General features: G+C 62.6%; 21 protein-coding genes and 1 riboswitch. Of the genes, 20 read left to right on the top strand and 1 reads right to left on the bottom strand.

The genetic code is table 11. From position 1 onward, the window contains the following. The first annotated feature begins 41 nt into the window (after positions 1-41). The 4 genes from HUK73_RS12170 (at position 42) to HUK73_RS12185 (ending at position 6,259) form a co-directional block, all read left to right on the top strand. Positions 42-1,079, top strand: coding sequence for an arabinan endo-1,5-alpha-L-arabinosidase (locus HUK73_RS12170; RefSeq protein ID WP_176592128.1), 1,038 nt, complete (start codon positions 42-44; stop codon positions 1,077-1,079). A gap of 24 nt (positions 1,080-1,103) precedes the next feature. After that, positions 1,104-2,531 (top strand): glycoside hydrolase family 43 protein, encoded by a 1,428-nt coding sequence (locus tag HUK73_RS12175; RefSeq protein WP_176592129.1) that lies wholly within the window; start codon positions 1,104-1,106, stop codon positions 2,529-2,531. A 254-nt stretch (positions 2,532-2,785) separates the two neighbouring features. Further along, positions 2,786-5,617, top strand: a complete 2,832-nt coding sequence (locus HUK73_RS12180; RefSeq protein WP_176592130.1) for a TonB-dependent receptor — start codon at positions 2,786-2,788, stop codon at positions 5,615-5,617. Positions 5,618-5,836: 219 nt separating this feature from the next. Continuing rightward, complete coding sequence (locus HUK73_RS12185; protein ID WP_176592131.1) at positions 5,837-6,259, top strand: DUF1810 domain-containing protein; 423 nt, start codon at positions 5,837-5,839, stop codon at positions 6,257-6,259. Positions 6,260-6,329: 70 nt separating this feature from the next. Here the strand turns inward: HUK73_RS12185 and HUK73_RS12190 are convergent, their stop codons facing one another. Then, the gene (locus tag HUK73_RS12190; RefSeq protein ID WP_369805486.1) at positions 6,330-7,280 is read right to left on the bottom strand and encodes a LysR family transcriptional regulator; all 951 of its coding nucleotides are present in this window, start codon (positions 7,278-7,280) and stop codon (positions 6,330-6,332) included. Between the two features lie 338 nt (positions 7,281-7,618). On the opposite strand from HUK73_RS12190, the gene HUK73_RS12195 reads away from it, so the two are divergent. The 16 genes from HUK73_RS12195 (at position 7,619) to HUK73_RS12270 (ending at position 23,791) form a co-directional block, all read left to right on the top strand. Then, entirely contained in the window at positions 7,619-9,760 is a 2,142-nt protein-coding gene (locus HUK73_RS12195; protein WP_255326268.1) for an FUSC family protein, read from the top strand. 525 nt (positions 9,761-10,285) lie between these two features. Then, positions 10,286-11,023, top strand: a complete 738-nt coding sequence (locus tag HUK73_RS12200; RefSeq protein ID WP_176592132.1) for a helix-turn-helix transcriptional regulator — start codon at positions 10,286-10,288, stop codon at positions 11,021-11,023. Positions 11,024-11,168: 145 nt separating this feature from the next. Then, entirely contained in the window at positions 11,169-12,602 is a 1,434-nt protein-coding gene (locus HUK73_RS12205; RefSeq protein ID WP_176592133.1) for a DNA recombination protein RmuC, read from the top strand. A gap of 164 nt (positions 12,603-12,766) precedes the next feature. Beyond that, positions 12,767-13,396: a nicotinate-nucleotide adenylyltransferase gene (locus HUK73_RS12210; RefSeq protein WP_176592134.1), complete on the top strand. Its 630-nt coding sequence runs from the start codon at positions 12,767-12,769 to the stop codon at positions 13,394-13,396. Positions 13,397-13,408: 12 nt separating this feature from the next. Beyond that, the gene (gene rsfS, locus HUK73_RS12215; protein WP_176592135.1) at positions 13,409-13,798 is read left to right on the top strand and encodes a ribosome silencing factor; all 390 of its coding nucleotides are present in this window, start codon (positions 13,409-13,411) and stop codon (positions 13,796-13,798) included. Positions 13,799-13,840: 42 nt separating this feature from the next. Further along, the gene (locus HUK73_RS12220) at positions 13,841-14,263 is read left to right on the top strand and encodes a 23S rRNA (pseudouridine(1915)-N(3))-methyltransferase RlmH (RefSeq protein WP_176592136.1); all 423 of its coding nucleotides are present in this window, start codon (positions 13,841-13,843) and stop codon (positions 14,261-14,263) included. A gap of 86 nt (positions 14,264-14,349) precedes the next feature. Continuing rightward, positions 14,350-15,585 (top strand): peptidoglycan DD-metalloendopeptidase family protein, encoded by a 1,236-nt coding sequence (locus HUK73_RS12225; protein ID WP_176592137.1) that lies wholly within the window; start codon positions 14,350-14,352, stop codon positions 15,583-15,585. A 136-nt stretch (positions 15,586-15,721) separates the two neighbouring features. After that, a complete protein-coding gene (locus HUK73_RS12230; RefSeq protein ID WP_176592138.1) occupies positions 15,722-17,074 on the top strand; it encodes a S41 family peptidase in 1,353 nt (450 codons plus the stop codon). 129 nt (positions 17,075-17,203) lie between these two features. After that, positions 17,204-17,689 (top strand): disulfide bond formation protein B, encoded by a 486-nt coding sequence (locus HUK73_RS12235; protein WP_176592139.1) that lies wholly within the window; start codon positions 17,204-17,206, stop codon positions 17,687-17,689. Beyond that, a complete protein-coding gene (locus HUK73_RS12240; RefSeq protein WP_176592140.1) occupies positions 17,686-18,252 on the top strand; it encodes a demethoxyubiquinone hydroxylase family protein in 567 nt (188 codons plus the stop codon). The genes HUK73_RS12235 and HUK73_RS12240 overlap by 4 nt, the downstream gene beginning before the upstream one ends. Positions 18,253-18,261: 9 nt before the next feature. Beyond that, positions 18,262-18,852: a hypothetical protein gene (locus HUK73_RS12245; RefSeq protein WP_176592141.1), complete on the top strand. Its 591-nt coding sequence runs from the start codon at positions 18,262-18,264 to the stop codon at positions 18,850-18,852. 91 nt (positions 18,853-18,943) lie between these two features. Beyond that, positions 18,944-19,342 carry a hypothetical protein gene (locus HUK73_RS12250; RefSeq protein ID WP_176592142.1) on the top strand — a complete coding sequence of 133 codons (399 nt, stop codon included), beginning with the start codon at positions 18,944-18,946 and terminating at the stop codon, positions 19,340-19,342. Between the two features lie 31 nt (positions 19,343-19,373). After that, positions 19,374-19,575, top strand: a riboswitch (yybP-ykoY riboswitch). Between the two features lie 6 nt (positions 19,576-19,581). Continuing rightward, complete coding sequence (locus HUK73_RS12255; RefSeq protein ID WP_176592946.1) at positions 19,582-20,160, top strand: TMEM165/GDT1 family protein; 579 nt, start codon at positions 19,582-19,584, stop codon at positions 20,158-20,160. A gap of 124 nt (positions 20,161-20,284) precedes the next feature. Continuing rightward, positions 20,285-21,211, top strand: a complete 927-nt coding sequence (locus tag HUK73_RS12260; protein ID WP_176592143.1) for a complex I NDUFA9 subunit family protein — start codon at positions 20,285-20,287, stop codon at positions 21,209-21,211. A 153-nt stretch (positions 21,212-21,364) separates the two neighbouring features. Then, positions 21,365-22,174 (top strand): undecaprenyl-diphosphate phosphatase, encoded by an 810-nt coding sequence (locus tag HUK73_RS12265; RefSeq protein WP_176592144.1) that lies wholly within the window; start codon positions 21,365-21,367, stop codon positions 22,172-22,174. A 165-nt stretch (positions 22,175-22,339) separates the two neighbouring features. Then, on the top strand, positions 22,340-23,791 hold the full coding sequence (locus HUK73_RS12270) for an NAD(P)-dependent oxidoreductase (protein WP_176592145.1): 1,452 nt from the start codon (positions 22,340-22,342) through the stop codon (positions 23,789-23,791). Positions 23,792-23,828: the final 37 nt, after the last annotated feature.

Consider the following 23,828-nt stretch of genomic DNA (forward strand, 5'->3'; position numbering starts at 1 on the left):
CTGCCCGCTCCATCCCCTTTTGATTTCAGGAGAGCGGACGCATGGCGCGACCGGACATTTTGAAAGCGGCGAGCCTCGCCCTCATCGCCCTTGCGGCCCCGACCGGCGCTCAACAGGCCGCCCGGCAAGCCGACGCCACCCTCAACAGCCGCCTCTCCGGCGACCTCACGCCGACCCATGACCCGGTCATCATCCGCGAAGGCGACACTTACCACGTCTTCAGCACCGGCCATGGCCAGCGCCTGATCGAAACCCGCACCTCGCCCGACCTCATCCACTGGACCGCCGGCGCCCCGGTCTTCACCGCGCTTCCCGACTGGGCGACCAGAGCGATCCCCGGCAGCAACGGCATGTGGGCGCCCGACATCAGCTACGTCAACGGTCGTTACCGGCTCTATTATTCGGTCTCCACCTTCGGATCGAACCGCTCGGCCATCGGCCTTGCCACCAGTGTCACGCTCGATCCCAGGGCGCCCCATTATGGCTGGCGCGACGAAGGGCTTGTGATCATGTCGACCAGCCAGGACGACTTCAACGCCATCGACCCCAATTTCGTGATCGATCGCGAAGGGCGCCACTGGCTGACGCTGGGCAGCTTCTGGTCCGGCATCAAGCTGTTCGAACTGGACAAAAAGACCGGCAAGCCGCTGCACCCCGGCCAAAAGCCCTTCTCCATCGCCCGCCGTCCCGCCCCTACAGGGGGTCCGGCCCCGGTGGAGGCGCCCTTCATCCTCTCCCATGGCGGCTATTACTGGTTGATGGCGTCCTATGATTATTGCTGCAAGGGTGTGAACAGCACTTACTACACCGTGATCGGCCGGTCCAAAGCGATCACCGGTCCCTATCTGGGCAAGGACGGCAGCCCGATGATGGAAGGTGGCGGCACCATCTTCCTGCGCGCCGATCTTCAGGAACAGCAGCGCTGGCGCGGCCCCGGCCATGCGGGCTGGCTGCATGATCGCGACGGCAAGAATTATGTCGTCTACCACGCCTATGACAAACAGGCGGACGGGGCGCCGACCTTGCGGATCGCGCCCGTCCGCTGGGGCGCGGACGGTTGGCCCGTCGCCGATTATTGATGAATGCACCGGAGTAGAAAAACCATGAATTTCAGCCTGTCCCGCCGCGGTTTCATCGTCAGCACGGCGGCCATGTCCGCCGCCCCGATGATGGCCCGCGCCGCGACGCACGAGCAGCCTGCCCCGCCCCCCGTCAATCCGCTGGTGAAGCAGCGCGCCGACGCCCAGGTCTTCCGCCATGAGGACGGCTATTATTATCTGACCGGCTCGGTCCCCGAATATGACCGGCTGGTCCTCCGCCGCTCAAAGACGCTGGCGGGCCTCTCCACGGCGGAAGAAGTCGTACTCTGGCGCCACGAAAAGACCGGCCCCATGTCGGGTTTCATCTGGGCGCCCGAGCTCCATCAGATCGATGGCAAATGGATCATGTATTTCGCCGCCGGTCCCAGCGGCGGCGGCGAAGATGTGTTCCGCATCCGCACCTATGCGATCGTCTGCGACGGTCCCGATCCGATGACCGGCAAATGGAGGGTGCTGGGCCGGTTCCAGGCGCCCTGGGACAGTTTCAACCTCGACTCCACCAGCTTCGTTCATCGCGGCAAGCGCTATTTCGCCTGGGCGCAGCGCGAACCGGGGATAGAAACCAACAGCAACCTCTATATCGCTCCCCTTGAAACGCCGCTGAAACTGGCTGCCAAGGCCACCCGCCTCACCATCCCGACCCTCGACTGGGAAGTGCGCGGCTACAAGGTGGCGGAGGCGCCCGCCGTTCTGCACCGCAACGGGCGCCTGTTCATGACCTATTCGGCCAGCGCCACCGACGCACGTTATTGCCTGGGCCTGCTGACCGCACCCGAGGATGCCGACATCATGGACCCCAATGTCTGGGTGAAGTCGCCGCAGCCGGTCTTCACCACCTGCCGCGAAACCAGCGTCTACGGTCCCGGCCACAACAGCTTCACCGTGGACGAGAAGGGCCGCGACATACTGGTCTATCATGGCCGCGACTATGAGGCGATCAAGGGCGACCCGCTGTTCAACCCCGATCGCCACACCCGCATTCAGCGCCTTTATTACAAGGCCGACGGCACGCCCGATTTCGGCGTGCCCGTGGGCAATGGTCCGCTGCCCGAACGTTTCGCATCGGCCACCAATCCCAAGGCGCTGCTGGCGCATGAGGGCACCCGCCTGATCGCCGGCAATCCCTCCCTGCCCGCTACCCAGTTCCGCCAATCCGCCGGTCGCGCCGGACCGCAAAGCATCATGCTCTCCCCCATTCTTCTGCCCGATCATTATCTGGTCGCGGCCAAGGACGGCACGGTCGCGCTTGCCCGCGACGACCGCAGCGCGGATTTTGCCCTGCGCAGCCAGTTCGTCCGCTTCACCGATGCGCGGTCGGACACCGTGCGCTTCGTATCCATCGCCGTGCCGGGCAAGGCGCTGGGCGCGGTCGAGGGCGAAATCCGCCTGACACGCAGCCGCGACGCTACGGCTCATTGGATTGCCGACTGAACAAACTCAGACAAATAATTGACAAAGAGCCGGTCTTCTCCCGCGAAGGCCGGCTCTCTTTTTGCGATTGGACCGTGCTTCTTTCGGGGATGGAATGCCGAAATCATCGCCACTGCGGCAAATTTATCACGACCTTCCGATTTTCAGATGCACGGCGATGAAATTTCCTCTTGCGCTCTATTACTCCGAGAAATAATTAGTCAGAGTAATTCCTGGCGCACCAACGCGCCCAAATCTCCAGGGGAGGATACACCATGGCCGCAAAGCCACTCATTTCCACATCTGCATCCCTTCTGGCGCTCATGCTGGCCGGCGCCGCCCATGCCCAGACTGACGCCGCGCCGCAGACCATCCCGCAGCAGGACGAAGCCAATGACATTGTCGTCACCGGCGTCCGTGCATCGATCGTCGGGTCGCTGAATATCCGCAAGCAGTCGACCCAGATCGTCGATTCGATCGTCGCGGAAGACGTTGGCAAATTGCCTGACAACAACGTCATCGAAGCGCTGCAACGCGTCACTGGCGTACAGGTCAGCGACAAGGGCGGCGCGGAAGCCGGTGCGATCTATATTCGCGGCCTCAGCGATCCGCTCACCACGCTCAACGGTCGCAACATCTTCACAGCCGCCAACCAGTCCTTCTCGCTCCAGGATATCTCGGCGAACCTGATCAGCAGGGTCGACGTCTACAAGACCCGTTCCGCCGATCAGATCGAAACCGGCCTTGCCGGACAGATCAATGTCGACACCCGCCGCCCGTTCGATTTCGACGGCTTCGCCATTTCAGCCCTCGCCCGCGGCATCTATAATGAACAGGCCGACAGCTATAATCCCAACGTCGCGCTGCTCGTCAGCGACCGCTGGGAAACCGGCATCGGCGACATCGGCATATTGGTGAACGGCAGCTACAGCCGCAGCAAATATCGCCAGCAGACCGTGACCGCAGGCGCCTTCGTACCCTTCGCGACGATGACGCCTGCCGCCGGAACGGGTCTGACGCCCTTCCAACGGATCTTCCCGGCTGACCGCGATCCGGTCACCGGTGCATTCGCGGTGGCGCCGGCGCTCGGCGCATGGGAACCCGGCCTCAGCCAGGGTCTGCCGACCGCAGCCGGATCGACGATGTTGGTGAACGGTGTCGAAACGCCTTATTATCTGTCGCGCGACGCTGCGTTCAGCTCCGACCTCTACGGCAAGCGCACCCGCCCGTCCTTCAACGTCGCGCTGCAATGGGCGCCCAACAGCAGCTCGGTCTACACCGCCGAGGTCTTCTATGCCGGCTACCGTGATCAGACGTTCAACAGCCTGCAATTCAGCTTCGTCGACTATTGGGGCAACCCGCAAGCGCCGACGCTCTATGACGGCACCAACATCGTCAAGGCGCGCACGGCCAACAGCGTCTATGGCTTCAACAGCGGCGACTTCACCAAGAAGAAGACCGACAGCTTCGTCTATGCCCTGAACGGCAAGTGGGACCTGGGCGATCGCGGAAAGATCATCGGCGACGTCGCCTATCAGACCAGCAAATATCAGACATCCTTCATCGCCATGCGCACGGATCGCGTCGCGAACTCCATCGACGTCGATTTCAACGCAGGCGGCGGCATCCCCTCCTATCATTTCGACGATGATTCGCAGCTGACCAATCCCGGCGCCTGGAACATCGCCCAGCTTTACGACAATGCGCAGAAGGACAAGGGCAGCGCGCTGACGGGGACGCTGGACGCCTATTATAAGTGGGATGAAGGCTTCCTGCGCCAGATCAAGGGCGGCCTCCGCTATGACAACCGCAAGGCGTCGACCTTCGTGCGCACCCAGGATGCAGGCGCGCTCGGCACCAATTTCTCGACTCTGCCGGAAGAGGCCTATTTCACCAACAAGGACTTCTTCCAGGGTCGCGCCGACGTGCCGACCAGCTGGGTTCTGCCCAATGGCTGGTGGCTCTATGACAATGCGGATTATGTCCGTGGCCTTTATGGCCTGAAGACGTCCGACCAATTGTCCCTGCAGCGGGTGTTCGACATCGACGAAACCACCCTGTCCACCTATTTGCAGGCTGACGGCGAATTGTCGATCTTCGGCCGTCCGCTCCAGTTGCAGGCCGGCGTCCGCTATGTCGCGGTCGACACCAACTATAATTTCTTCGACCGTTATAATGGCGGCGCGCAGACCCGCGTCGGCAGCTATTCCAGCAAGTGGCTGCCCAGCTTCACCGCACGCTATGAACTGACCAACAAGCTACGCCTGCGCTTCAACTATGGTGAAACGCTGCGGCGCCCCAACTACTCGGACATCAACCCCAATTACTCGCTGACGGGCGACCTCACCAAAGTCGGCTATGGCAGCGGCACGGCGGGCACCGCGACCCTAAAGCCCACCCATTCGAAGAATTTCGACGTTGCGGTGGAATGGTATTTCGACCGCGACAGCGCGATCACCGTCACCGGCTTCCGTCGCGAAATCGACGGGCTGGTCGTGCCGCTGACCTTCATGGAATATATTCCCAACAACGGCATCATTGCCGGCGCGACCAACAATTTCTCGGTCACTCGCCCGGTCAACGCCTCCAATGGCGTGCTGAAGGGTCTGGAAGTCGGACTCACTTACTTCCCGCACTATCTGCCCAGCTTCCTCGACGGCCTGGGTTTCACCGGCAGCCTGACCGTGCTGGACTCGAACCAGACGATCCCGCTCTCGGACTCGCAGGGCAACATCACGGGCACGACCCAGTCGGATTTCTTCGGCGTGTCGAAGCTGTCCTACAACGCCACGCTCGCCTATGATAACGGCCCGATCGGCGCGCGCCTGTCCTACATCTGGCGCAAGGCGTTCCTCTACGCCAACGAAGCGCGCCTGTTCGCCAACCCGATCGGCATTTGGCGGACCCCGGAAAAAAGCTTGGATTTCCAACTCACCTGGAACATCAACGACCGTCTGGGCCTGACCTTCGACGCCGTGAACATCACCAAGTCGACGCAGCAGACCTATTACAAGTTCGACAATGTGGGGAATGCCGACCAGTTTAATCTGGGCACCACCCTGTTGCCGCGCACCCTCGCGCTGGGGGTCCGCTACACCTTTAAATAATAAATAAGTGCCCGATGGGATGCGGCGCCCTCCTTACCGCGTCCCATTTTCATGGCGGTCGTTCCGGCAAACCTCTCCAAATCGCCGGGACGGCCGCCATATTTGTTTCTGGCGTCAGCGATGCGAAACGCGCGCTTGCGGATTGGCCGACCACATGACTGCGTTCACCGATCCGGCGGCCCCTGACGGAAGCATGGCTGTAGCAAGGAGGATGATCCCATGACCGCAAACGACGCGCTTGCCCGCTTTGTTGAGGCCCAAGCCCATGTCTATGACACCGCGCTTTCGGAAATCCGGGCCGGTTCAAAGCGCTCGCACTGGATGTGGTTCATCTTTCCCCAGCTTCGGGGTCTGGGCCAAAGCCCCACGGCGCATCATTACGGCATCGCCTCGATCGAGGAAGCGCGCGCCTACCTCGCCCATATTGTGCTTGGCCCCCGCTATCGGACCTGCGTCGAAGCGCTGGAAGGCCTCTCCACCAACGACCCGGTTGCCGTCTTCGGCTCGGTGGACGCCATGAAACTGCGTTCCTCGCTGACGCTGTTCGAGGCCGCCGAGCCATCCCCCCTTCTCGCTCAGGCGCTGGACCGCTGGTTCGACGGCACGCGAGATCCGGCGACGCTCCGGATGCTCGCGGATTGACCCGTTTCGATATGAGCGCGTCGATGAGAAAGACGCTCGCAAAGACTCTCCGAACGGCCGGACGAACCGCTCAAACGCCACCCCCTCTGTTCGCGACATGCGCGAATTCCGGAGCCAGCGGCCATTCCCATTCGCGATAGAGCTGGCCGTAAAGTTCGAGCAGCGATCCCAGTTCGGCCGATCCATCATCCTTGCGAAAGCGTATGATCAGGGGCGCCGTCATCGGCTCTACAATATCGAGGAACAGCACGTCGCTGCGCCCATGATGGCGCACCGACTGCGGCACGATGCAAATGCCGATATCGGCCGCGACCATGACCAGCGCCGTCTGGAGTTCGCGCACTTCCTGAACATGTTCCGGCGTCATGCCATGGGCCGCAATGGCGGAAAGCACCAGATCGGCAAAGCTCGGCCGCGGTTCGCTCGGATACAGGATGAGCGGCGTCTTGCATAATGTCGCGAGATCCACGCAAGCGCCTCCCTCCGCGAGTTGATGATTTCGCGACACCGCCGCCACCAGCGGCTCGTCCCGCGTGACGATGTGCCGGACATTCGGGTCTTCGATCAGAATCCGGTCGAACCCGATGTCGATCCGCCTGTCGTTGAGGGCTGCCATCTGCTCCTCGCTTCCCATTTCGGCGAGGCCGACATCCACGTGCGGCACGATTTCGCGGAACCGGCGAATGACCTCGGGCAAGCCCGCATATAAGGTGGATGGCACAAGACCGAAAACGAACCGGGGCGCCTGACGGACAGCCATTCTTTGCATGGAGGTCTGCAATTGCTGCATCCCCCGCACAACCATGTTCGCCTGCTCGTACATGAGCTGCCCTGCCACGGTCAGCCGCAACGGCCTGCTTTCCCGTTCGAAGAGCGTCACGCCCAGAGCCGCCTCCAGTTCCTGAATCCGCTTGCTCAATGGCGGTTGCGCCATGTGAAGCCGTTCGGCGGCACGCGTGAAGCTGCGCTCATTTGCGACCGCGAGAAAGTAACGTAGCTGGCGAATATCAATATTGAGCACAATCTATCCGCTTCAATCCGTGGCTTGGCAGATTCTGGACGGCGCCATGTCGGGCCACTGTCCATGGTGCATCGGGTTTATATCGTAGCGATATGGAAACAGATCAACATGGTCCTGTTCATGCCCATCGCGAAGATGCAGTGACGCCGCCGTCGGCTCGCTGGCCGACTCTGGAAGGGCTGCTGTGACGCATGGCGCAAGTTACCAAATCCGTTGGCGTCGATGCCCCCCGATACGACGCATGACAATATGGTGACGACCGCCACATGTGGCGCGCGCCGCATGATATTGGCAACTCCTGCATGACGGCAGCCCCTTCCAGATATATCAAAACGGGCATGAGCTTGACCTCTTTGCGCAAGCCTCGGGAGGAAACGTCCAAGACATTGCGCACCGACAGGCAAAATGCGTTCATGGTCGCCGAAGGCAAGGCGGGCATCGCCGACGCGTGCTTTTCACTGAAGACCTATGCCTCGGCGATTCTCGCCTATTATATCGCTTTGCGTATAGGCCTGCCGCGCCCCTACTGGTCGATCGTCACCTGCTATATCGTGGCGCAGCCGCTGGCCGGGGCGATGATGTCCAAGGCCGCCTTCCGGATGATCGGCACGCTGTTCGGCGCGATGGTCGCCATCATCATCGTGCCGCAATTCGTGAATGCACCTGAACTGCTGTCCTGGGTTCTGGGACTGTGGCTGGCGCTGTGCACCTATGTGGCGATGCTGGACCGCACGCCACGTTCCTACACCTTCCTTCTTGCCGGTTACACGGCCAGCATCGTGGGCTTCCCCGCGGTCAGCAATCCCGGCACGGTCTTCGACATCGCCAGCCTTCGCGTGCAGGAAATCCTCATCGGCATTTCCGCCAGCACGCTCATCCACGCCCTTGTCCTGCCGCGATCCGTGTCCCTGAAACTGGCCGAACGCACCAGCCAGATATTGCGCGACGCGGAACTCTGGTCGCGCGACGCCCTGACCAAAGTCGATGCCGGCATGCTGGACCGGGATCGCCGCCGGCTGGCTCTCGACCTGCACGAACTGCATCAGTTGGCCGTGCACCTGCCATTCGATCTCTCTCGTCTGGCGGTGCGTGTCGCGGTGCTGCGCGTCCTTCAGGATCGGCTGTCGCTGCTGCTGCCGCTTGCCAGCGGGATCGAAGACCGTCTGGGCCAACTCCGCGCGATGAACGCCCTGCCGCGCGAGCTTGAGCGTCTGGTCGCCGACGTCGCGCAATGGCTGGAGAATGTTCAGGACGATCCGCGCTCAATCCATCTGGCCGACATGCTGACGGCAAGGGCCCGTGCGCTCGAACCGCTTTATGACGCGCCCTGGGATTGGGAAAGCGCGCTTCGCCTCAGCCTGCTCGACCGCCTGCAGGACCTGATCCGCGTCCATCGCGACGCCCGCGAACTGCACGACATCATCACGACCCATGGCCAGAAGGGATCACCCGCGATCCGCATGGCCATCCGCAAGGCACGCGCCCAGCCGCTGAACCGCGATTACGGCCTCGCGCTCCGCGGCGCATTCGCCACCATGGGCACGTTGGGGATCGGCACCGCCCTGTGGATCGCCATGGCCTGGCCCGAAGGCGGCAATGCCGTGGTGATCGCCTGCATCGTCTGTGCCCTGTACAGTCATCTCGACAATCCGGGGCCGACCGCGACCCAGGTGCTGTGGGGGACGATCACGGCCATCCCGGTCAGCGCCATCTACGCATTCATCATCATGCCGCGCACCAGCGATTTTCCGACGCTGGCCGCCCTTCTTGCACCTGCCCTGCTGGTGATCGGCAGCTTTCAGGCGCGGCCGGCCACTATACCCTATGCGATCGGGATCATGCTGACGCTGCCCGGTCTGCTCGGCCTCAACGAACATTATGACGCGCATTTTCAGCTGTTCCTGAATTCAGCCGTCGCCCAGCTCGTCGGCGTGGGCATCGCCGTATTCATGCTGAATTTCGCCAGTTCCATGGGTGCGCGGTCCAGCGTCATCCGGCTCGTTCGCGCCGGATGGCACGAACTGGCCGCGATGGCCGCCGGTAAGGGATCGCTTGACCCCAGCGCCTGGATCGGCCGGATGCTCGACCGCGTGGCGATGCTGACCCCGCGCCTCAAGACCCTGGCCCTCGATCCGACCCAGCCGCTGCTGGATATTCTGGCCGACACGCGTGTGGGCATCGCAATCACCGACCTGCGCAAGTTCCAGAAACGCTCGACACCCTGGGGCGCGAAGCTGGTCGCGGTCGTGCTGCGCCAGGTCGAGACGCATTATTCCGAACTGCGCGAGGATGGCCCTATCGATCCCGATCCCGCGCTTGTTCGGGCGATCGACCGCGTGCTGCCCAGGATCGCAGGGCTGGACGATCCGGAACTGCGCCGGCTGGGCGTTCTGGCCTTGACCAGCCTCCGGCGTAATCTCGCCTCCTATGCGCCGCCGCCAGCGTGGGTCGTGCATCCCTCTGCCGCCCTGCCGCGCTGACCCGCGTCAATTGCCCGGCGCATTGCCGATCAGGCCGGCGGAAATTTCATTCCAAGTTAATCTAGCGCCTTCTACCCAGTCTCGACACTTTGATGGCTGCGTGATGGGAGAAAGAAGATTGGCCCGGAACGAAATCCTTCATTTCAACGTGAGGCAGAAATGAGCTCACTCATATATGAATATGAGTGAGCTCAAGTTTGGAATCGACTTTTCATTAAAGCCGGTTCCTCGGGTCGCCTCTTAGAACTTTCAATAAATTTTCCACTTTATTTAAATAATTATTTATTTATAAATTAATTAATATTAAATAAATTAATTTATATTAATATCATTAAAAATAATTTCTTATGAAATACTCAATATTATCAGTTATCTATTTTAATAAGTTACACAACTAGTAAAATTACCGGATTTTCCACACCACATCATTCGATATCATTATACGAGAATCAAAAATGACAGACTTGGCCTGCCGCTCAACAGACAGGCATTCGAAGGCAAGAGTTCGAAGAGGAACTGGATTAAATGGCGCAAACAGAGCGTCGACGCCCCCGGAAAACCAATAAAGAAATTACCAATTACGATCGGCTATCTTTATCCTTTAAGGCGATTGGCGGCGGGATTTGGGATTTCGATATCGAAACCGGAAAGATGTTTTGCAACGAACGCTGGCATGAAATACTTGGAATAGATTATAATATAAAAAAGATTGAAACGATATCTGATTTCATATCGTATATATTTCCGGAAGATATCGAAAAAGCAACGCGTATAGATGATGATGCAATATCGAATCTTATTGAAAATGATGAAAGATATGACATCGAATTTCGGATTGTACGATCATCCGGAGAAGTGCGCTGGATAAGATCAGTCGCATCTATTATATATGACGCACAAAACCACAGACGCGCAATCGGTTGCATAACCGATATTACCGATTTCCGTTCCAGAACCTTGCAATCAGCCCTAAACGGCTCCCAACAACTCGAATTCTCGAACGGAAGCGGGGATGAAGCCACCGCACCCCCTATTTCTTCGAACATGCCAGGCGAAACCACCGACAATCTTCATCCCCTCACCGAAAAGGAGCGGGAATGCCTGCTCTGGGTCAGCGTAGGAAAGACTGCATGGGAAACGGCCGAGATCATCGGACGAAGCCGCCGAACGGTGGAATTCCACCTCAACAATGCCATCGTGAAACTGGAAGCGTCGAATAAGATCCATGCTACCGCCATAGCGATCCGAAACGGATGGCTATGAAAGATCAGGCTTGCTGCCGGGTGGTGGACGTCGACGGGATCGCCCGTAACCGTTGATTGATTTCCTCCCGATGCCAGGCGCGAGAAGGCTTGCGGGAATGACGTCACGCCGTTAAGTTCACCTTTCGTTCCAAGAAGGGGTGCCCATGGACAGCCTTGCCGTCATTTTCATCATTGTCGCGCTTGTCGCTGGGCTGGGCCTGGGCTGGCTGCTCGGGGGCAAGGCGGTGGCGCCTCTTGCCGCGGAAAAGGCCGATCTGACAGGCAAGCTCGACATGGCGTCGGCCCAGCGCAACGCGGCACTTCAAGAATTGGTTGTGGCGCAGGAGCGTGCGGCGCAGGCGGCGGATCTGTCTTTGAAGCTGGAAACGGAACGTGCGGGCCGGGAACTAGCGGCGCGGGAACTGGCGGCGCTGCGGTCCGACACGCAGGCGCGGGCGAAGGCTTTCGAGGCTCAGATCGCCGCGCTCAAGGATGCCAAGGAACAGCTTTCGGCGCAATTCAGCGAGATTGGCGGCAAGCTGCTGCATCAGGCACAGAACCACTTCCTCGAACGGGCCGACCAACGGCTGGCGCAGGCACATGAAAAGAGCGAGGCGCAGCTCAAGCAATTGCTCCACCCGGTCAACGAAACGATCCAGCGCTACGACCAGAAGATCACGCAGATCGAACAGCAGCGTACAGAGGCTTATGGCATCCTGCGCGGCGAAATCGAATCGATGAAAACGGGGCAGGAAGCGGTACGCGCGGAAGCCCAGCGGCTGGTCGATTCGCTGCGTCATGCCCCCAAGGCCCGCGGGCGCTGGGGCGAACAGCAATTGCGCAATGTCCTCGAAACCTGCGGCCTGAGCGAACATGTCGACTTCCAGACCGAAGTGAGCGTGGAGGGCGAAGATGGCCGGTTGCGGCCCGACGCGATCCTGCGCGTGCCGGGCGGGCGGGCGCTGGTGATTGACGCCAAGGTATCGCTGAACGCCTATCAGGACGCCTATGGCGCGGAGGGTGACGAGGAGAAAAAGCGCTTCCTTTCGGCCCACGCCGCCGCGATGCGCGCGCATGTCGAGACGCTGGGACGGAAGGCCTATGCCGACCAGTTCGACGAAGCTCCCGACTATGTGATCATGTTCGTGCCGGGCGAGCATTTCCTCTCCGCCGCGCTGGAACATGATCCCCAGCTCTGGGATCACGCATTTGGGAAACGCGTCCTGTTGGCGACCCCGACCAATCTGATCGCCATCGCCCGCACGGTCGCGGCGGTCTGGCGACAGGAAAAGATGGCGGACGAAGCCAAGCGGATCGGCATGCTCGGCAAGGAACTTTACGAACGGCTGGCGGCGGCGGCCGGATCGCTCAAGAAGCTCGGCAACCGGCTCAACGGCGCGGTGGGCGATTATAATGCCTTTGTCGGCAGCTTCGAAAGCCGGGTGCTGGTGACAGGGCGCAAGTTGCGCGATCTCAATATCGAGACTGGCGGCAAAGAGCTGGACGAACTGGAGCCTGTGGAAGCGCTGGTGCGTGAACCCGCCTCAGCCGAGGCCTTGCGGGCCTTGCCGGAAGCTTTACCCAGTGCGGCGGAATGATTCTGAAATGGCAAGACGATTAGGCAGCTAATTATATTATCAGCTTTCCGGTGGGTTTCTGCCTCGGGGAAAGCACCTCCATTAGTTTGCTAAATAATCATTAACCAAAGGAACGCTGCCAACAGATTTGCCCAAAACCCAAGCAACTGGCATGGGGCCGAATCATGAAATGCATTGGGCTTCTGGGCGGCTCCTTCAATCCGGCACATGGCGGGCATCGTGCCATTTCGACGTTCGCGGCGACGGCGCTGGGGCTGGATGAAGTCTGGTGGCTGGTGTCTCCGGGCAATCCTCTGAAACCAAAGACCGGCATGGCCCCTCTGTCCGCCCGGCTTGCCCACGCCCGAAAAGTCGCGCGGCGCAACCCCATACGTCCCACCGCCATCGAAGCGCAGCTTGGCACGCGTTACACCGTCGACACGCTCAAGGCGCTGCGCCAGCGCTATCCGCGCCACCATTTCATCTGGCTGATGGGCGCCGACAATCTCGCCCAGTTCGGCCAGTGGAAGGACTGGCGCGGCATAGCCCGGATAATGCCCATTGCCGTCATCGCCCGGCCCGGCTATGATGACGCCGCCCGTGGCTCACCGGCCATGAGTTGGCTGCGGCGCTTCGTCCGGCCCGCGCGCCAGAGTGCAGACTGGACGGATTGGAGACTCCCGGCGCTCGTGCTTTTGCGCTTTCGCCCTGATCCAAGATCGGCAACCCTGCTGCGGCAGGCGGACCCCCTCTGGCATCGCGAATATAGTAAAACGCGTGTGCGTGACCCGCTCACGCGCCGGATGATCGTCTAGAATGGAGCACTTTTGACCAGACCGCACCCCGCCAACGACACGGCCCTGAATGCCGACAGCGTTGCCGCCCTGCATGACCTTGTCCTGAAATCGCTGGACGATGACCAGGCGCAGGAAACCATCTCCATCCCCCTCGAAGGCAAGAGCAGCATTGCCGACCATATGGTGATCGCCAGCGGGCGTTCGTCCCGTCAGGTCGCGTCGATGGCACAGAAGCTGGCCGAACGGATCAAGCAGGCGACCGGGCGCTCCGCACGGGTCGAGGGCCTGCCGGTGGCCGACTGGGTGCTGATCGATGCCGGCGACGTGATCGTCCACCTGTTCCGGCCGGAAGTGCGCAGCTTCTACAATCTGGAACGGATGTGGGGCTTCGTCGACGCGCCGGTGGCGGGCACCGCCTAAAGCCCCTTCGACAAGCGCGCGATGAAGGGCTAGGGGCAGGCCATGCTCCTCCACATCATCGCGCGCGGAAAGATCGGGCGCTCGCCCGAAGCGGAACTGGTCGACCGCTATACCAAGCGGTTGACCATGCCGTTCAAGATCACCGAATTGCCCGATCGGGGCGGCAAACTGCCCCCTGCCCCGCCGGGGTGCGTCACCGTGATGCTGGATGAAAAGGGCCGCCAGCTCGGCTCCCTGGATTTTGCCCGGCGCATCGAGGGCTGGCGTGACGGGGGCAAGCGCGAATGCCGTTTCCTGATCGGCGCAGCCGATGGTTTCGATGATGCGGAACGGGACAATGCCGACCTGCTGATCGCCTTCGGCGCCATGACCTGGCCGCATATGGTGGCCCGCGCGATGCTCGCCGAACAGCTCTGGCGCGCCTGCTCGATCCTTGCGGGACACCCCTATCACCGGGAAGGTTGAGCGATCCGGCGCTCGACAGGAACGGGCGTTTCTGCCTAGTCAGGGAAGGTCGGCGCCGAACGCGGCACCGGCGGGGGGCATTTCAGGTGAAACGAACGGCGATTATCGCGGCATTCCTCGCTGGGGCGGCAGCCCTTGCCGCGTCGCGGCTTCCCGCCGCCGATGGTCAGGCCATCATCCTCCCCGGCACTGCGGGCACCAGCCTCTCCGAAGAACAATCCGCCCTCCGGACCGCCCGCCGCCAGTCGGAGGAAGCGCGCGAACGCTCCGAACGCCTTGAACAACAGGCCGCCGCCGCCCGTGACGAAGCCGAGCAGGCCCGCCGCCGCGCCGCCGCCATGGCCGCGCGCATCCAGCAGGCCGAGGCCGATATTCAGGCGGCGCAGGCCCGCATCGCCATCATCGCCCGGCTTCAGCGCGCACAGGCCGCCCGCCTCGCCGCCCGGCAGGAACCTGTCGTCCGCCTGACCGCCGCCTTGCAGATGATGGCGCAGCGGCCGCTTGCCCTGGCGCTGGTGCAGCCCGGATCATTGAGCGACGCCATCCATATGCGCGCCGTGCTGGGGCAGGTGCTGCCGGTCATCCGCGAACGCACCGCCGGGCTGCGCGCGGAACTGGATCGCAGCCGCGCCCTGCGGGCCACCGCCGAACAGGCGGCGAATTCGCTCACGCAGAGCCAGACGGATTTGAAACAGCGACAGACCGCGCTCCAGACGTTGGAGGCGCAAAAACGGCTCGCCGCGCAGGATTACCGGGCCAATGCCGATCTGGAGAGCGACCGCGCTCTCGCTCTGGGCGAACGGGCGCGCGATATTGTCGACCTGATGGACAAGCTGGAAGAGGCGGGCGACCTGCGCGACCGGCTGGCGGCCCTGTCCGGCCCGATACTGCGCCCCGCTCGCCCCGATCAGGCCCGCGCCCCTGTTCCGGAACAGGCTCGCGGCCCCAGCGCCGCGCCGCCCTACCGCCTGCCGGTCGTGGGGCAATTGGTGACAGGCATGGGCGAGGTATCCGAAAGCGGCATCCGCTCGCGCGGCCTTACCATCGCAACCCGGCCCAATGCCCTGGCCGTCGCGCCGACCGGGGGCCGCATCGTCTTTGCCGGCCCCTATCGCGGCTATGGGCAGATCGTCATCATCGACCATGGCGGCGGCTGGACGACGCTGATCACCGGCCTGCTGCGCCTCCGCACGGCGGTCGGCGACAGCGTCAGGCAGGGTGATCCGATCGGCAATAGCGGGCCGGGCCGGTCCAGCATCACCGTCGAATTGCGCCGAAACGGCCGCCCGGTGGACATCGTGCCGCTGGCGGGCCTTGGCTGACCCGCCAGATAGAAACCGGCAAAAACCAGCTTTTTGCGCGGGTCTGCCCCGTCCGGACCCGCCAGATGACACACGCTTTTGCTTCTGTCCGAAAAGCGCCTATACTGACCGTTCGATGCAGGACTCAAGGACAGCGATGAAATCCAATTTCTTCCGGGGCGCCATTGCCCTCGGCGCGCTCGCACTCATCCCCGCCACCACGGCCGCGCTCGCCGACGGGGAAGCCAGCAGCTACAAGGCCCTCGACGAGTTCATGGACGTGTTCCAGAAGGTCCGCAGCGATTATGTCGAGAAGGTCGACGATGAAAAGCTGATCAAGGGCGCCATTGACGGCATGCTCGCCAGCCTCGACCCGCATTCGAGCTTCCTCGATGCCCGCGACTTCCAGAATCTGCGCACCCAGACCGAAGGCAGCTATGGCGGCCTCGGCCTTTCCGTCACGCAGGAGGATGGCGCGGTCAAGGTGATCGCGCCGACGCAGGACACCCCGGCCTGGCGCGCGGGGATCAAGGCGGGCGATTATATCACGCATCTCGACGGGCAGCTGATCTATGGCGGCACGCTGGATGAAGCCGTCGACAAGATGCGCGGCGCGCCCGGCACGCAGATCAAGCTCACCATCGTCCGCCCCGGTCGCGACAAGCCGATCGAAGTGACGCTGACGCGGGAGATCATCCAGATCAAGCCCGTGAAATGGGAAGTGAAGAACGGAGTCGGCGTCATCAACATCGTCAGCTTCTCCGCCAATACCGGCGCCGACTTGCGTCAGGCGATCCGCAGCATCGACAAATCACTGGGCCACAAGCCGACCGGCTATATCCTCGACCTGCGATCCAACCCCGGCGGGCTGCTGGACGAAGCCGTCTCGGTCAGCGACACCTTCCTGGAGCGTGGTGAGATCGTATCGCAGCGCGGCCGCAACAAGGGCGATGTCGAACGCTATTATGCCAAGCCCGGCGACGATGCGAAGGGACTGCCGATCATCGTGCTGGTCGACGCGGGTTCCGCCTCGGCCTCCGAAATCGTGGCGGGCGCGTTGCAGGACCAGCATCGCGCGCTGGTGATGGGTGAACGCAGCTTCGGCAAGGGCAGCGTCCAGACCATGCTGCCCCTGACCAACACCACCGCGCTCAAGCTGACCACGGCACGCTATTACACCCCTTCGGGCCGCTCTGTGCAGGAGGGCGGGATCGAACCGGACGTGAAGGTGCCGCAGCTTTCCGACCCCGATTACAAGAGCCGCCCCAAATTCCGCGAAAGCGATCTGCGTCGGCACCTGATCAACGAGATCAAGACCGATAACGCCGCGCTGGAAGAGGATACGAAGGAGGATCCGCGCTTCGCCGCGACGGCGGAGGAGTTGAAGAAGAAGGGGATCGAGGATTTCCAGCTCGACTATGCGCTGAAGACCATTTCCCGCCTCGCCGCCAAGCCGGGCGCCGCCGTCGCGCAGGCCCAGCCCGCCGCGCGCAAGCCTGCCACGCGCTGAACCTTCCTCCCTTTCGTCGTGCAGACGCAAGTTCAGCATGACGAAAGACTTTGCGCGAAGATTCTTCTTTCCGCATTCTGCGAGCCGCCGACTGTTCCAGCCGGCTCCAGAATGCTTTAAGCGAGCAATATGAAGAGCCTGCCCCTCGCCCGCGCTCTGGCGCTGATCGTTCCCCTGGCCATGCTGGGGGGCGCCTATGCTTTCCAGTTCATCGGCGGACTGCATCCCTGCGAAATGTGCTGGTGGCAGCGCTATGCCCATATGGCCGCGATTCCCCTGGCCCTGATCGCCTATGCGACGCGCGGCAGGGATTGTGTGAGCGGGTTGTTCACGGGCCTTGCGGGCCTCGCCATCGGCATTGGCGGCGCCATCGGCCTGTTCCACGCCGGGGTTGAATATGGCTGGTGGCAGGGACTGACCGCCTGCTCCACCAGCCCGACCGGCGGCAGTTCGACGGATATCCTCAACCAGATCATGGCAACGCCGATCACCCGCTGCGATGTGGCGCCGTGGAGCCTGTTCGGCATTTCGATGGCGGGCTATAATGGCCTCTTGTCGGGGGCGGTTGCGCTCCTCATCTTGGTTTTGCTGCTCAGAAAAGGGAGCAAGGCATGAGCGCAAAGGATTTCCCCCGCCCCGATTTCCCGCGCCCCGGCCGCCGCCTGACTGACGCACAGCGCGCATCCATGCTGCGCGTCGATCAGGCCGGAGAGTTCGGTGCGACCCGCATCTATGCCGGGCAGCTCGCCGTGATGGGCGATCGCCATCCCGATTCCCGCATCATCGCCGGCATGGCTTCGCAGGAAGAGCGCCATCGCAAGCATTTCGACGCCATGATCGTGCGCCGGGGCGTGCGACCGACGGCGTTGCAGCCGATCTGGAATGTGGCGGGCTTCGCGCTGGGTGCGGTGACGGCTGCGATCGGACCGCGTGCCGCCATGGCCTGCACCGCCGCGATCGAAACCGAGATCGACCGACATTATGCCGAACAGCTGGAGCAACTGGGTCAGGACGACCCGGAACTCTCCACCGCGATCGCGGATTTTCAGGCGGAGGAAGTGGAGCATCGCGAGGCCGCCATCGCCCATGGCGCGGAGCAGGCTCCGGCCTATCCCTTATTGTCAGGCGCCATCAGATTGGGTTGTCGTGCCGCCATTGCCCTGTCGAAGCGGATCTGAGGAGAAAGCATGATGAAGACACATATGATCGCCGCCATGCTTTTGCTGGGCGCCGCCTCCCCCGTGCTGGCGCAGCAGGGACCGGCCGTTCCTCAGGAACAGGCCCCCGCCGGACAGGCCGGATCGGAACGGGTCAATCTGGTCATCGTCTATGGCGACGATCCCTGTCCGCAGAGCCAGGGCAGCGACATCGTCGTCTGCGCGCGCAAGGGCGAGGAAGAACGCTATCGCATTCCCGAACCGCTGCGCGGCGACCCGAACCAGCCCAGCCACCAGGCCTGGGGCGAGCGGGTGAAGTCGATGGAATATATCGGCCGCAGCGGCACCGAAAGCTGTTCCCCGGTGGGTGGCGGCGGCGCGACGGGCTGCTTTACGCAATTGGCGCGCCTCGCCAAGGCGGAACGGCAGGCCGCGAACAATGCGGGCTGGAAAGATCTGGTCGCCGCGGAACGGGCACGGCGCCTTTCCACCATCGATGCCGAAAGCAAGGCGATCGAAGCGCAGGCCGTGGCCGATGAAAAGGCGCAGGCTGCGCAGCAACAGGCTCAACCGACCGCTCCGGCACCAGCAACGGCTCAGGACACGGCTCCCAAACCCTGACGGGTTTCGCCGCCTGGCGGCGTTTGGAATAATGGCTGCCGGAACCGGGCAATCCGGGCGGTGGAAGAGGGGATCAACGAGGAATTTATCGATGCGTACCCCCTCTTCCCGCTTCCTGATGGCAGCCCTGCTGCTCTCGCCGCTGGCGTTGGCGACGCCGGCGCAGGCCGAACCGCCGGAACGCATCACCAATCTGGTCGTCTATGGCAATGACCCCTGCCCCCAGGGCAAGGGGGACGAGATCGTCGTCTGCGCCCGCCGGCCCGAATCCGAACGCTATCGCATTCCCAAGAAGCTGCGCGAGAAGCCGGAACCGATGGGCGGCCCCGGCTGGGGCAGTCAGGTCGCCACCATGGAACAGGTCCAGCGGCAGACCCTGCCGGGCAGTTGCTCGGCCATCGGCAGCAACGGCTTTACCGGCTGCACCGCCAAGGCGCTGGAGCAATGGTTCGCCGAACGGCGCATGCAGGAATCCAAGGGCGAGCCATAAGGCTTGCCTCCCCGATCCATCTGACCTAAAGACAGCCCCGTCATCTGGGGAGTAGCCAGCCGTCCGGGCTTCGGACGGGCCGTTCGTCAACATATTTGGCCGAGAGGTCATGGCGGGCGGGATACGAAGCACAGGCTTCGCATCGGGCGAGACCAATGGCACCATCTTCCCTGTCCGGCCGGGCGGGGGAAGGCGGTGGCATTGTGTCTTTTCTCTTCGCCCGGCCCTGGATCGATCGCATGGAAGCCATTCTCACCTCCACCGCTCTCGTCGCGCTCGCCGAAATGGGCGACAAGACGCAATTGCTGGCGATGCTGCTCGCCACCCGGTTCCGCAAGCCAGTGCCCATCATATTGGGCATATTGGTCGCGACGCTGGCCAACCATTTTCTCGCCGCGCTGGTCGGCCATTCGGTCGCGGGCGTGCTGACCCAGCCCTGGTTCCGCTATGCCATCGCCGTCAGCTTCATCGCCATGGCTGCCTGGACGCTCATCCCCGACAAGTTCGATGAAGACGAGCCGCTGAAGGCCCCGTCCAAGGCGGGCGTGTTCATGACCACGCTGATCGCCTTCTTCCTGGTCGAAATGGGCGACAAGACGCAGGTGGCGACCGTGATGCTGGGCGCGCGGTTCGATAATGTCTTTGCCGTCACCGCCGGGACGACGCTGGGCATGATGATCGCCAATGTGCCCGCCGTGCTGTTCGGCGACGTGCTGGCGAAGAAGGTGCCGATGCGGGCGCTTCAGATCGGCGCGGCTCTGCTGTTCCTGGGCCTTGGCCTGTGGATGATTGCTGATTTGCAGGGCTGGGTAGGCTAAAAAAGCGTAAGGCGGTTGTCAGCAGGCAGCGGCTGTTGCAAGGGGATGACGAACGGTCATCCCCCCAGCGAAAGACGGGATGGCCAAGAGTCATCCCCTATCAAAGACAGGCATTGGACGCGTGATGAAGGACAGTCTGGTAACGGTGTTCGGCGGCGGCGGCTTTCTGGGCCGGCAGGTCGCACAGGCCCTGATGGCGCGTGGCGCCCGGGTGCGCGTGGCCCAGCGTGATCTGGCGACCGCCTTGCGCGTCAAGCCGCTGGGTGGCCTTGGCCAGACCCAGTTCGTCGCGGCCGACATCCGCAAGCCCGCCAGCGTCGCGCGCGCCCTTGCCGGCAGCGATATCGTCATCAATCTGGTCGGCGTGCTCAGTGGCGATTTCGAAGGCTCACACCATGAAGGCGCGGCCAATGTCGCCCGCGCGGCGGCGGAGGCGGGCGTTCAGGCGCTGGTCCATGTCTCGGCCATCGGCGCTGATGCGCAAAGCCCTTCTGCCTATGGCCGGTCGAAGGCGGCGGGCGAAGCCGCGGTCAAAGCCGCCTTCCCCAATGCCACCATCCTGCGTCCGTCGATCATCTTCGGGCCGGAAGACCAGTTCCTCAACCGCTTTGCCGAGATCATCCGGCTGGCCCCGGTCGTGCCGGTGATTGGCGCGAACACGAAGTTCCAGCCCGTCTATGTCGCGGACGTCGCGCAGGCGATCGCCAATGCCGCCGAAAAGCCCGGCGTCTATGGCGGCAAGACCTATGAACTGGGCGGGCCGCAGACCTATTCGATGCTGGAACTCAACGCCTGGATCGCCAAGGCCATCGGCCGCCAGCGTAGCCTGTGCGCGGTTCCCGCCTCGCTGGCGTCGCTGATCGCCATGCTGCCGGGCGGGCCGATCACCCGCGACCAGCTGGCGATGCTGGGCAAGGACAATGTTGTCGCTGCTGGCGCGCAGGGCCTCGCCGATCTGGGCGTGGCGCCGACGCCCATGCCCGCCGTCGCGGAAAAGTGGATGGTCCGCTATCGCAAGCACGGCCGCTTTGCCGGGCGGGTTCAGGCCTGATCGGCTGGACCGATAAGGGACCGCGACAGACCGTGCGGCGCCTCGCTTGCGCAGGCCTTTCGCCGTTGCACAATATAATCCAATAGCTTCACGCCCTCTCCCAGCCGGGGGAGGGCTTCCTTTTGTTCGCCCCCACAAGGATCTGACCCTCCCATGGACCTGCACTATCTGACAGTCATCCTGCTTGGCATTGTCGAGGGGTTGACCGAGTTCCTGCCCGTATCCTCGACCGGCCATCTGATCCTGGCGAGCGAATTGCTGGGCTATGACGCGTCCACCTGGGCGATGTTCAACGTCATCATCCAGTTGGGCGCGATCCTGGCGGTGGTGGTGCTCTACTGGCGCACCTTCTGGGCGGTCGGCATGGGCCTGTTGCGCAATGAGCCGACCAGTTGGCGCTTCCTGCGCAATCTGGTGGTCGCCTTCATCCCCGCTGCGGTCATCGGCCTCGCGCTGCATAAATATATCGAGCAACTGCTCGGCGCCCCCAAGGTCGTCGCCTGGGCGCTGATCGTCGGCGGCGTGGCGATCCTGGCGATCGAGCGCATGGTGAAGGAGAACCGCTTCCACGGCATTGCCGACATCCCCTTCGTCCGGGTGATCGGCATCGGCTTCATCCAGTGCCTCGCGATGATTCCGGGCGTCAGCCGGTCAGGCGCGACGATCATGGGCGCGCTGACGCTGGGCGTCGAACGCCGCACCGCCGCCGAGTTCAGTTTCTTCCTCGCCATTCCCACCATGTTGGGCGCAACCACGCTGGAATTGCTGAAAAATGGCGACAAGCTGACCTCCGCCACGGTCGGCTGGGACAGCATCGCACTGGGCTTCATCGTCGCCTTCATCGTCGCGCTGCTGGTTATCCGCTGGTTTGTCGGGCTTGTGTCGCGCCACGGCTTCACCCCCTTTGCCTGGTATCGAATCATCGCGGGAATCACGGCTTTGGCGTGGCTTTCGATGAGATAGGACCGATACGGCCTTAATTAACGCAAGATTATTTCAGGGTTTCTTCGCCCATGCGGAAAATACGGTGAAATTAGGTAATATATACTGACTTAAATTGCAGAATCCGCGTGACTCCGGGAGTCTTTCTGCTATGTGCGCCCCTGACATCATTTTCAGGGACTCATCATGGCTGACAATCCAATGCTGAAATTCGTGGGAACGGGCCAAGCCTATCCCGAGAAACGTTCGGCCGACGATCGCGCCGACGACTTTCTGGAAATCAGCCGCAGCTTCATTCTGGACAAGGCGGAAGAACAGGCGTCGCGCTGCTCGCAATGCGGCGTGCCCTATTGCTCGACCCATTGCCCGCTGCACAACCATATTCCCGACTGGTTGCGCCTGACCGCCGAAGGGCGATTGCGCGAGGCTTATGAACTCAGCAACCTGACCAGCACCATGCCGGAAATCTGCGGCCGCATCTGCCCGCAGGACCGCCTGTGCGAGGGCAATTGCGTCATCGAATTTTCGGGCCATGGCTCCGTCACCATCGGCTCGGTCGAAAAGTTCATCACCGACACCGCCTGGAAGGAAGGCTGGGTCGAACCGCTGGTGCCCGGCGCCGCGACCGGCCAGTCGGTCGGCGTCATCGGCGCGGGTCCCGCGGGGCTGACCACGGCGGAATATCTGCGCGTCGCGGGCTATGAAGTGCATGTCTATGACCGGCATGATCGGGCCGGTGGCCTGCTGACCTATGGCATCCCCGGCTTCAAGCTGGAGAAGGACGTCGTCATGCGCCGTATCCAGCGGCTGAAGGACGGCGGCATCGTCTTCCACGAAAGCTTCGAGGTCGGCCGTGACGCGACGATGGAAGAACTGCGCAGCCGCCACGACGCGATCCTGATCGCCACCGGCGTCTACAAGCCCCGCGACATCAAGGCGCCGGGCGTCGGCGCGCCGGGCGTGGTCAAGGCGCTCGACTTTCTGATCGCCTCCAACAAGGCTGGATTCGGTGACGCCGTGCCGGAACATGAGGACGGCTCGCTGCACGCCAATGGCAAGAAAGTCGTCGTCATCGGCGGCGGCGACACGGCGATGGACTGCGTCCGTACCGCCGTCCGCCAGGGCGCCACGTCGGTGAAGTGCCTCTACCGCCGCGACCGCGACAATATGCCCGGCTCGCAGCGCGAAGTCGCCAATGCCGAGGAAGAGGGCGTCGAGTTCGTCTGGCTCTCCGCCCCGATCGCCTTCGAGGGCACGGATCATGTCACCGGCGTCAAGGTCACGAAGATGCGCCTCGGCCAGCCCGACGCCTCGGGTCGCCGCGCACCGGAACCCGATCCGGGCACGGAACACACGCTGGAGGCCGACCTCGTGATCAAGGCGCTCGGCTATGATCCGGAGGAGCTGCCCAGGCTGTTCGGCGCGGAGGACCTGTCGGTCACCCGCTGGGGCACGCTGCGCGTCGATCACAAGACGATGATGACCAGCATGGATGGCGTATTCGCCGCTGGCGACATCGTGCGCGGCGCTTCGCTGGTCGTCTGGGCGATCCGCGACGGCCGCGACGTAACCGAGCATATGCACCGCTATCTCAAGGCAAAGGCCAACGCCGCTGCCGGGGAAAGGCAAGCGGCTTAAACCATTTCAGCCCGTTCGGTTCGAGCTTGTCGAGAAC

The organism is Sphingobium sp. EM0848, from assembly GCF_013375555.1.
Classification (GTDB): Bacteria; Pseudomonadota; Alphaproteobacteria; order Sphingomonadales; family Sphingomonadaceae; genus Sphingobium.

What these genes read in the sequence shown, in the direction of transcription:
- HUK73_RS12170 (WP_176592128.1), top strand. Translation starts at nt 42, where the DNA reads ATGGCGCGACCGGACATTTTGAAAGCGGCGAGCCTCGCCCTCATCGCC.
- HUK73_RS12175 (WP_176592129.1), top strand. Translation starts at nt 1,104, where the DNA reads ATGAATTTCAGCCTGTCCCGCCGCGGTTTCATCGTCAGCACGGCGGCC.
- HUK73_RS12180 (WP_176592130.1), top strand. Translation starts at nt 2,786, where the DNA reads ATGGCCGCAAAGCCACTCATTTCCACATCTGCATCCCTTCTGGCGCTC.
- HUK73_RS12185 (WP_176592131.1), top strand. Translation starts at nt 5,837, where the DNA reads ATGACCGCAAACGACGCGCTTGCCCGCTTTGTTGAGGCCCAAGCCCAT.
- HUK73_RS12195 (WP_255326268.1), top strand. Translation starts at nt 7,619, where the DNA reads ATGAGCTTGACCTCTTTGCGCAAGCCTCGGGAGGAAACGTCCAAGACA.
- HUK73_RS12200 (WP_176592132.1), top strand. Translation starts at nt 10,286, where the DNA reads ATGGCGCAAACAGAGCGTCGACGCCCCCGGAAAACCAATAAAGAAATT.
- HUK73_RS12205 (WP_176592133.1), top strand. Translation starts at nt 11,169, where the DNA reads ATGGACAGCCTTGCCGTCATTTTCATCATTGTCGCGCTTGTCGCTGGG.
- HUK73_RS12210 (WP_176592134.1), top strand. Translation starts at nt 12,767, where the DNA reads ATGAAATGCATTGGGCTTCTGGGCGGCTCCTTCAATCCGGCACATGGC.
- HUK73_RS12220 (WP_176592136.1), top strand. Translation starts at nt 13,841, where the DNA reads ATGCTCCTCCACATCATCGCGCGCGGAAAGATCGGGCGCTCGCCCGAA.
- HUK73_RS12230 (WP_176592138.1), top strand. Translation starts at nt 15,722, where the DNA reads ATGAAATCCAATTTCTTCCGGGGCGCCATTGCCCTCGGCGCGCTCGCA.
- HUK73_RS12235 (WP_176592139.1), top strand. Translation starts at nt 17,204, where the DNA reads ATGAAGAGCCTGCCCCTCGCCCGCGCTCTGGCGCTGATCGTTCCCCTG.
- HUK73_RS12240 (WP_176592140.1), top strand. Translation starts at nt 17,686, where the DNA reads ATGAGCGCAAAGGATTTCCCCCGCCCCGATTTCCCGCGCCCCGGCCGC.
- HUK73_RS12245 (WP_176592141.1), top strand. Translation starts at nt 18,262, where the DNA reads ATGATGAAGACACATATGATCGCCGCCATGCTTTTGCTGGGCGCCGCC.
- HUK73_RS12250 (WP_176592142.1), top strand. Translation starts at nt 18,944, where the DNA reads ATGCGTACCCCCTCTTCCCGCTTCCTGATGGCAGCCCTGCTGCTCTCG.
- HUK73_RS12255 (WP_176592946.1), top strand. Translation starts at nt 19,582, where the DNA reads ATGGAAGCCATTCTCACCTCCACCGCTCTCGTCGCGCTCGCCGAAATG.
- HUK73_RS12260 (WP_176592143.1), top strand. Translation starts at nt 20,285, where the DNA reads ATGAAGGACAGTCTGGTAACGGTGTTCGGCGGCGGCGGCTTTCTGGGC.
- HUK73_RS12265 (WP_176592144.1), top strand. Translation starts at nt 21,365, where the DNA reads ATGGACCTGCACTATCTGACAGTCATCCTGCTTGGCATTGTCGAGGGG.
- HUK73_RS12270 (WP_176592145.1), top strand. Translation starts at nt 22,340, where the DNA reads ATGGCTGACAATCCAATGCTGAAATTCGTGGGAACGGGCCAAGCCTAT.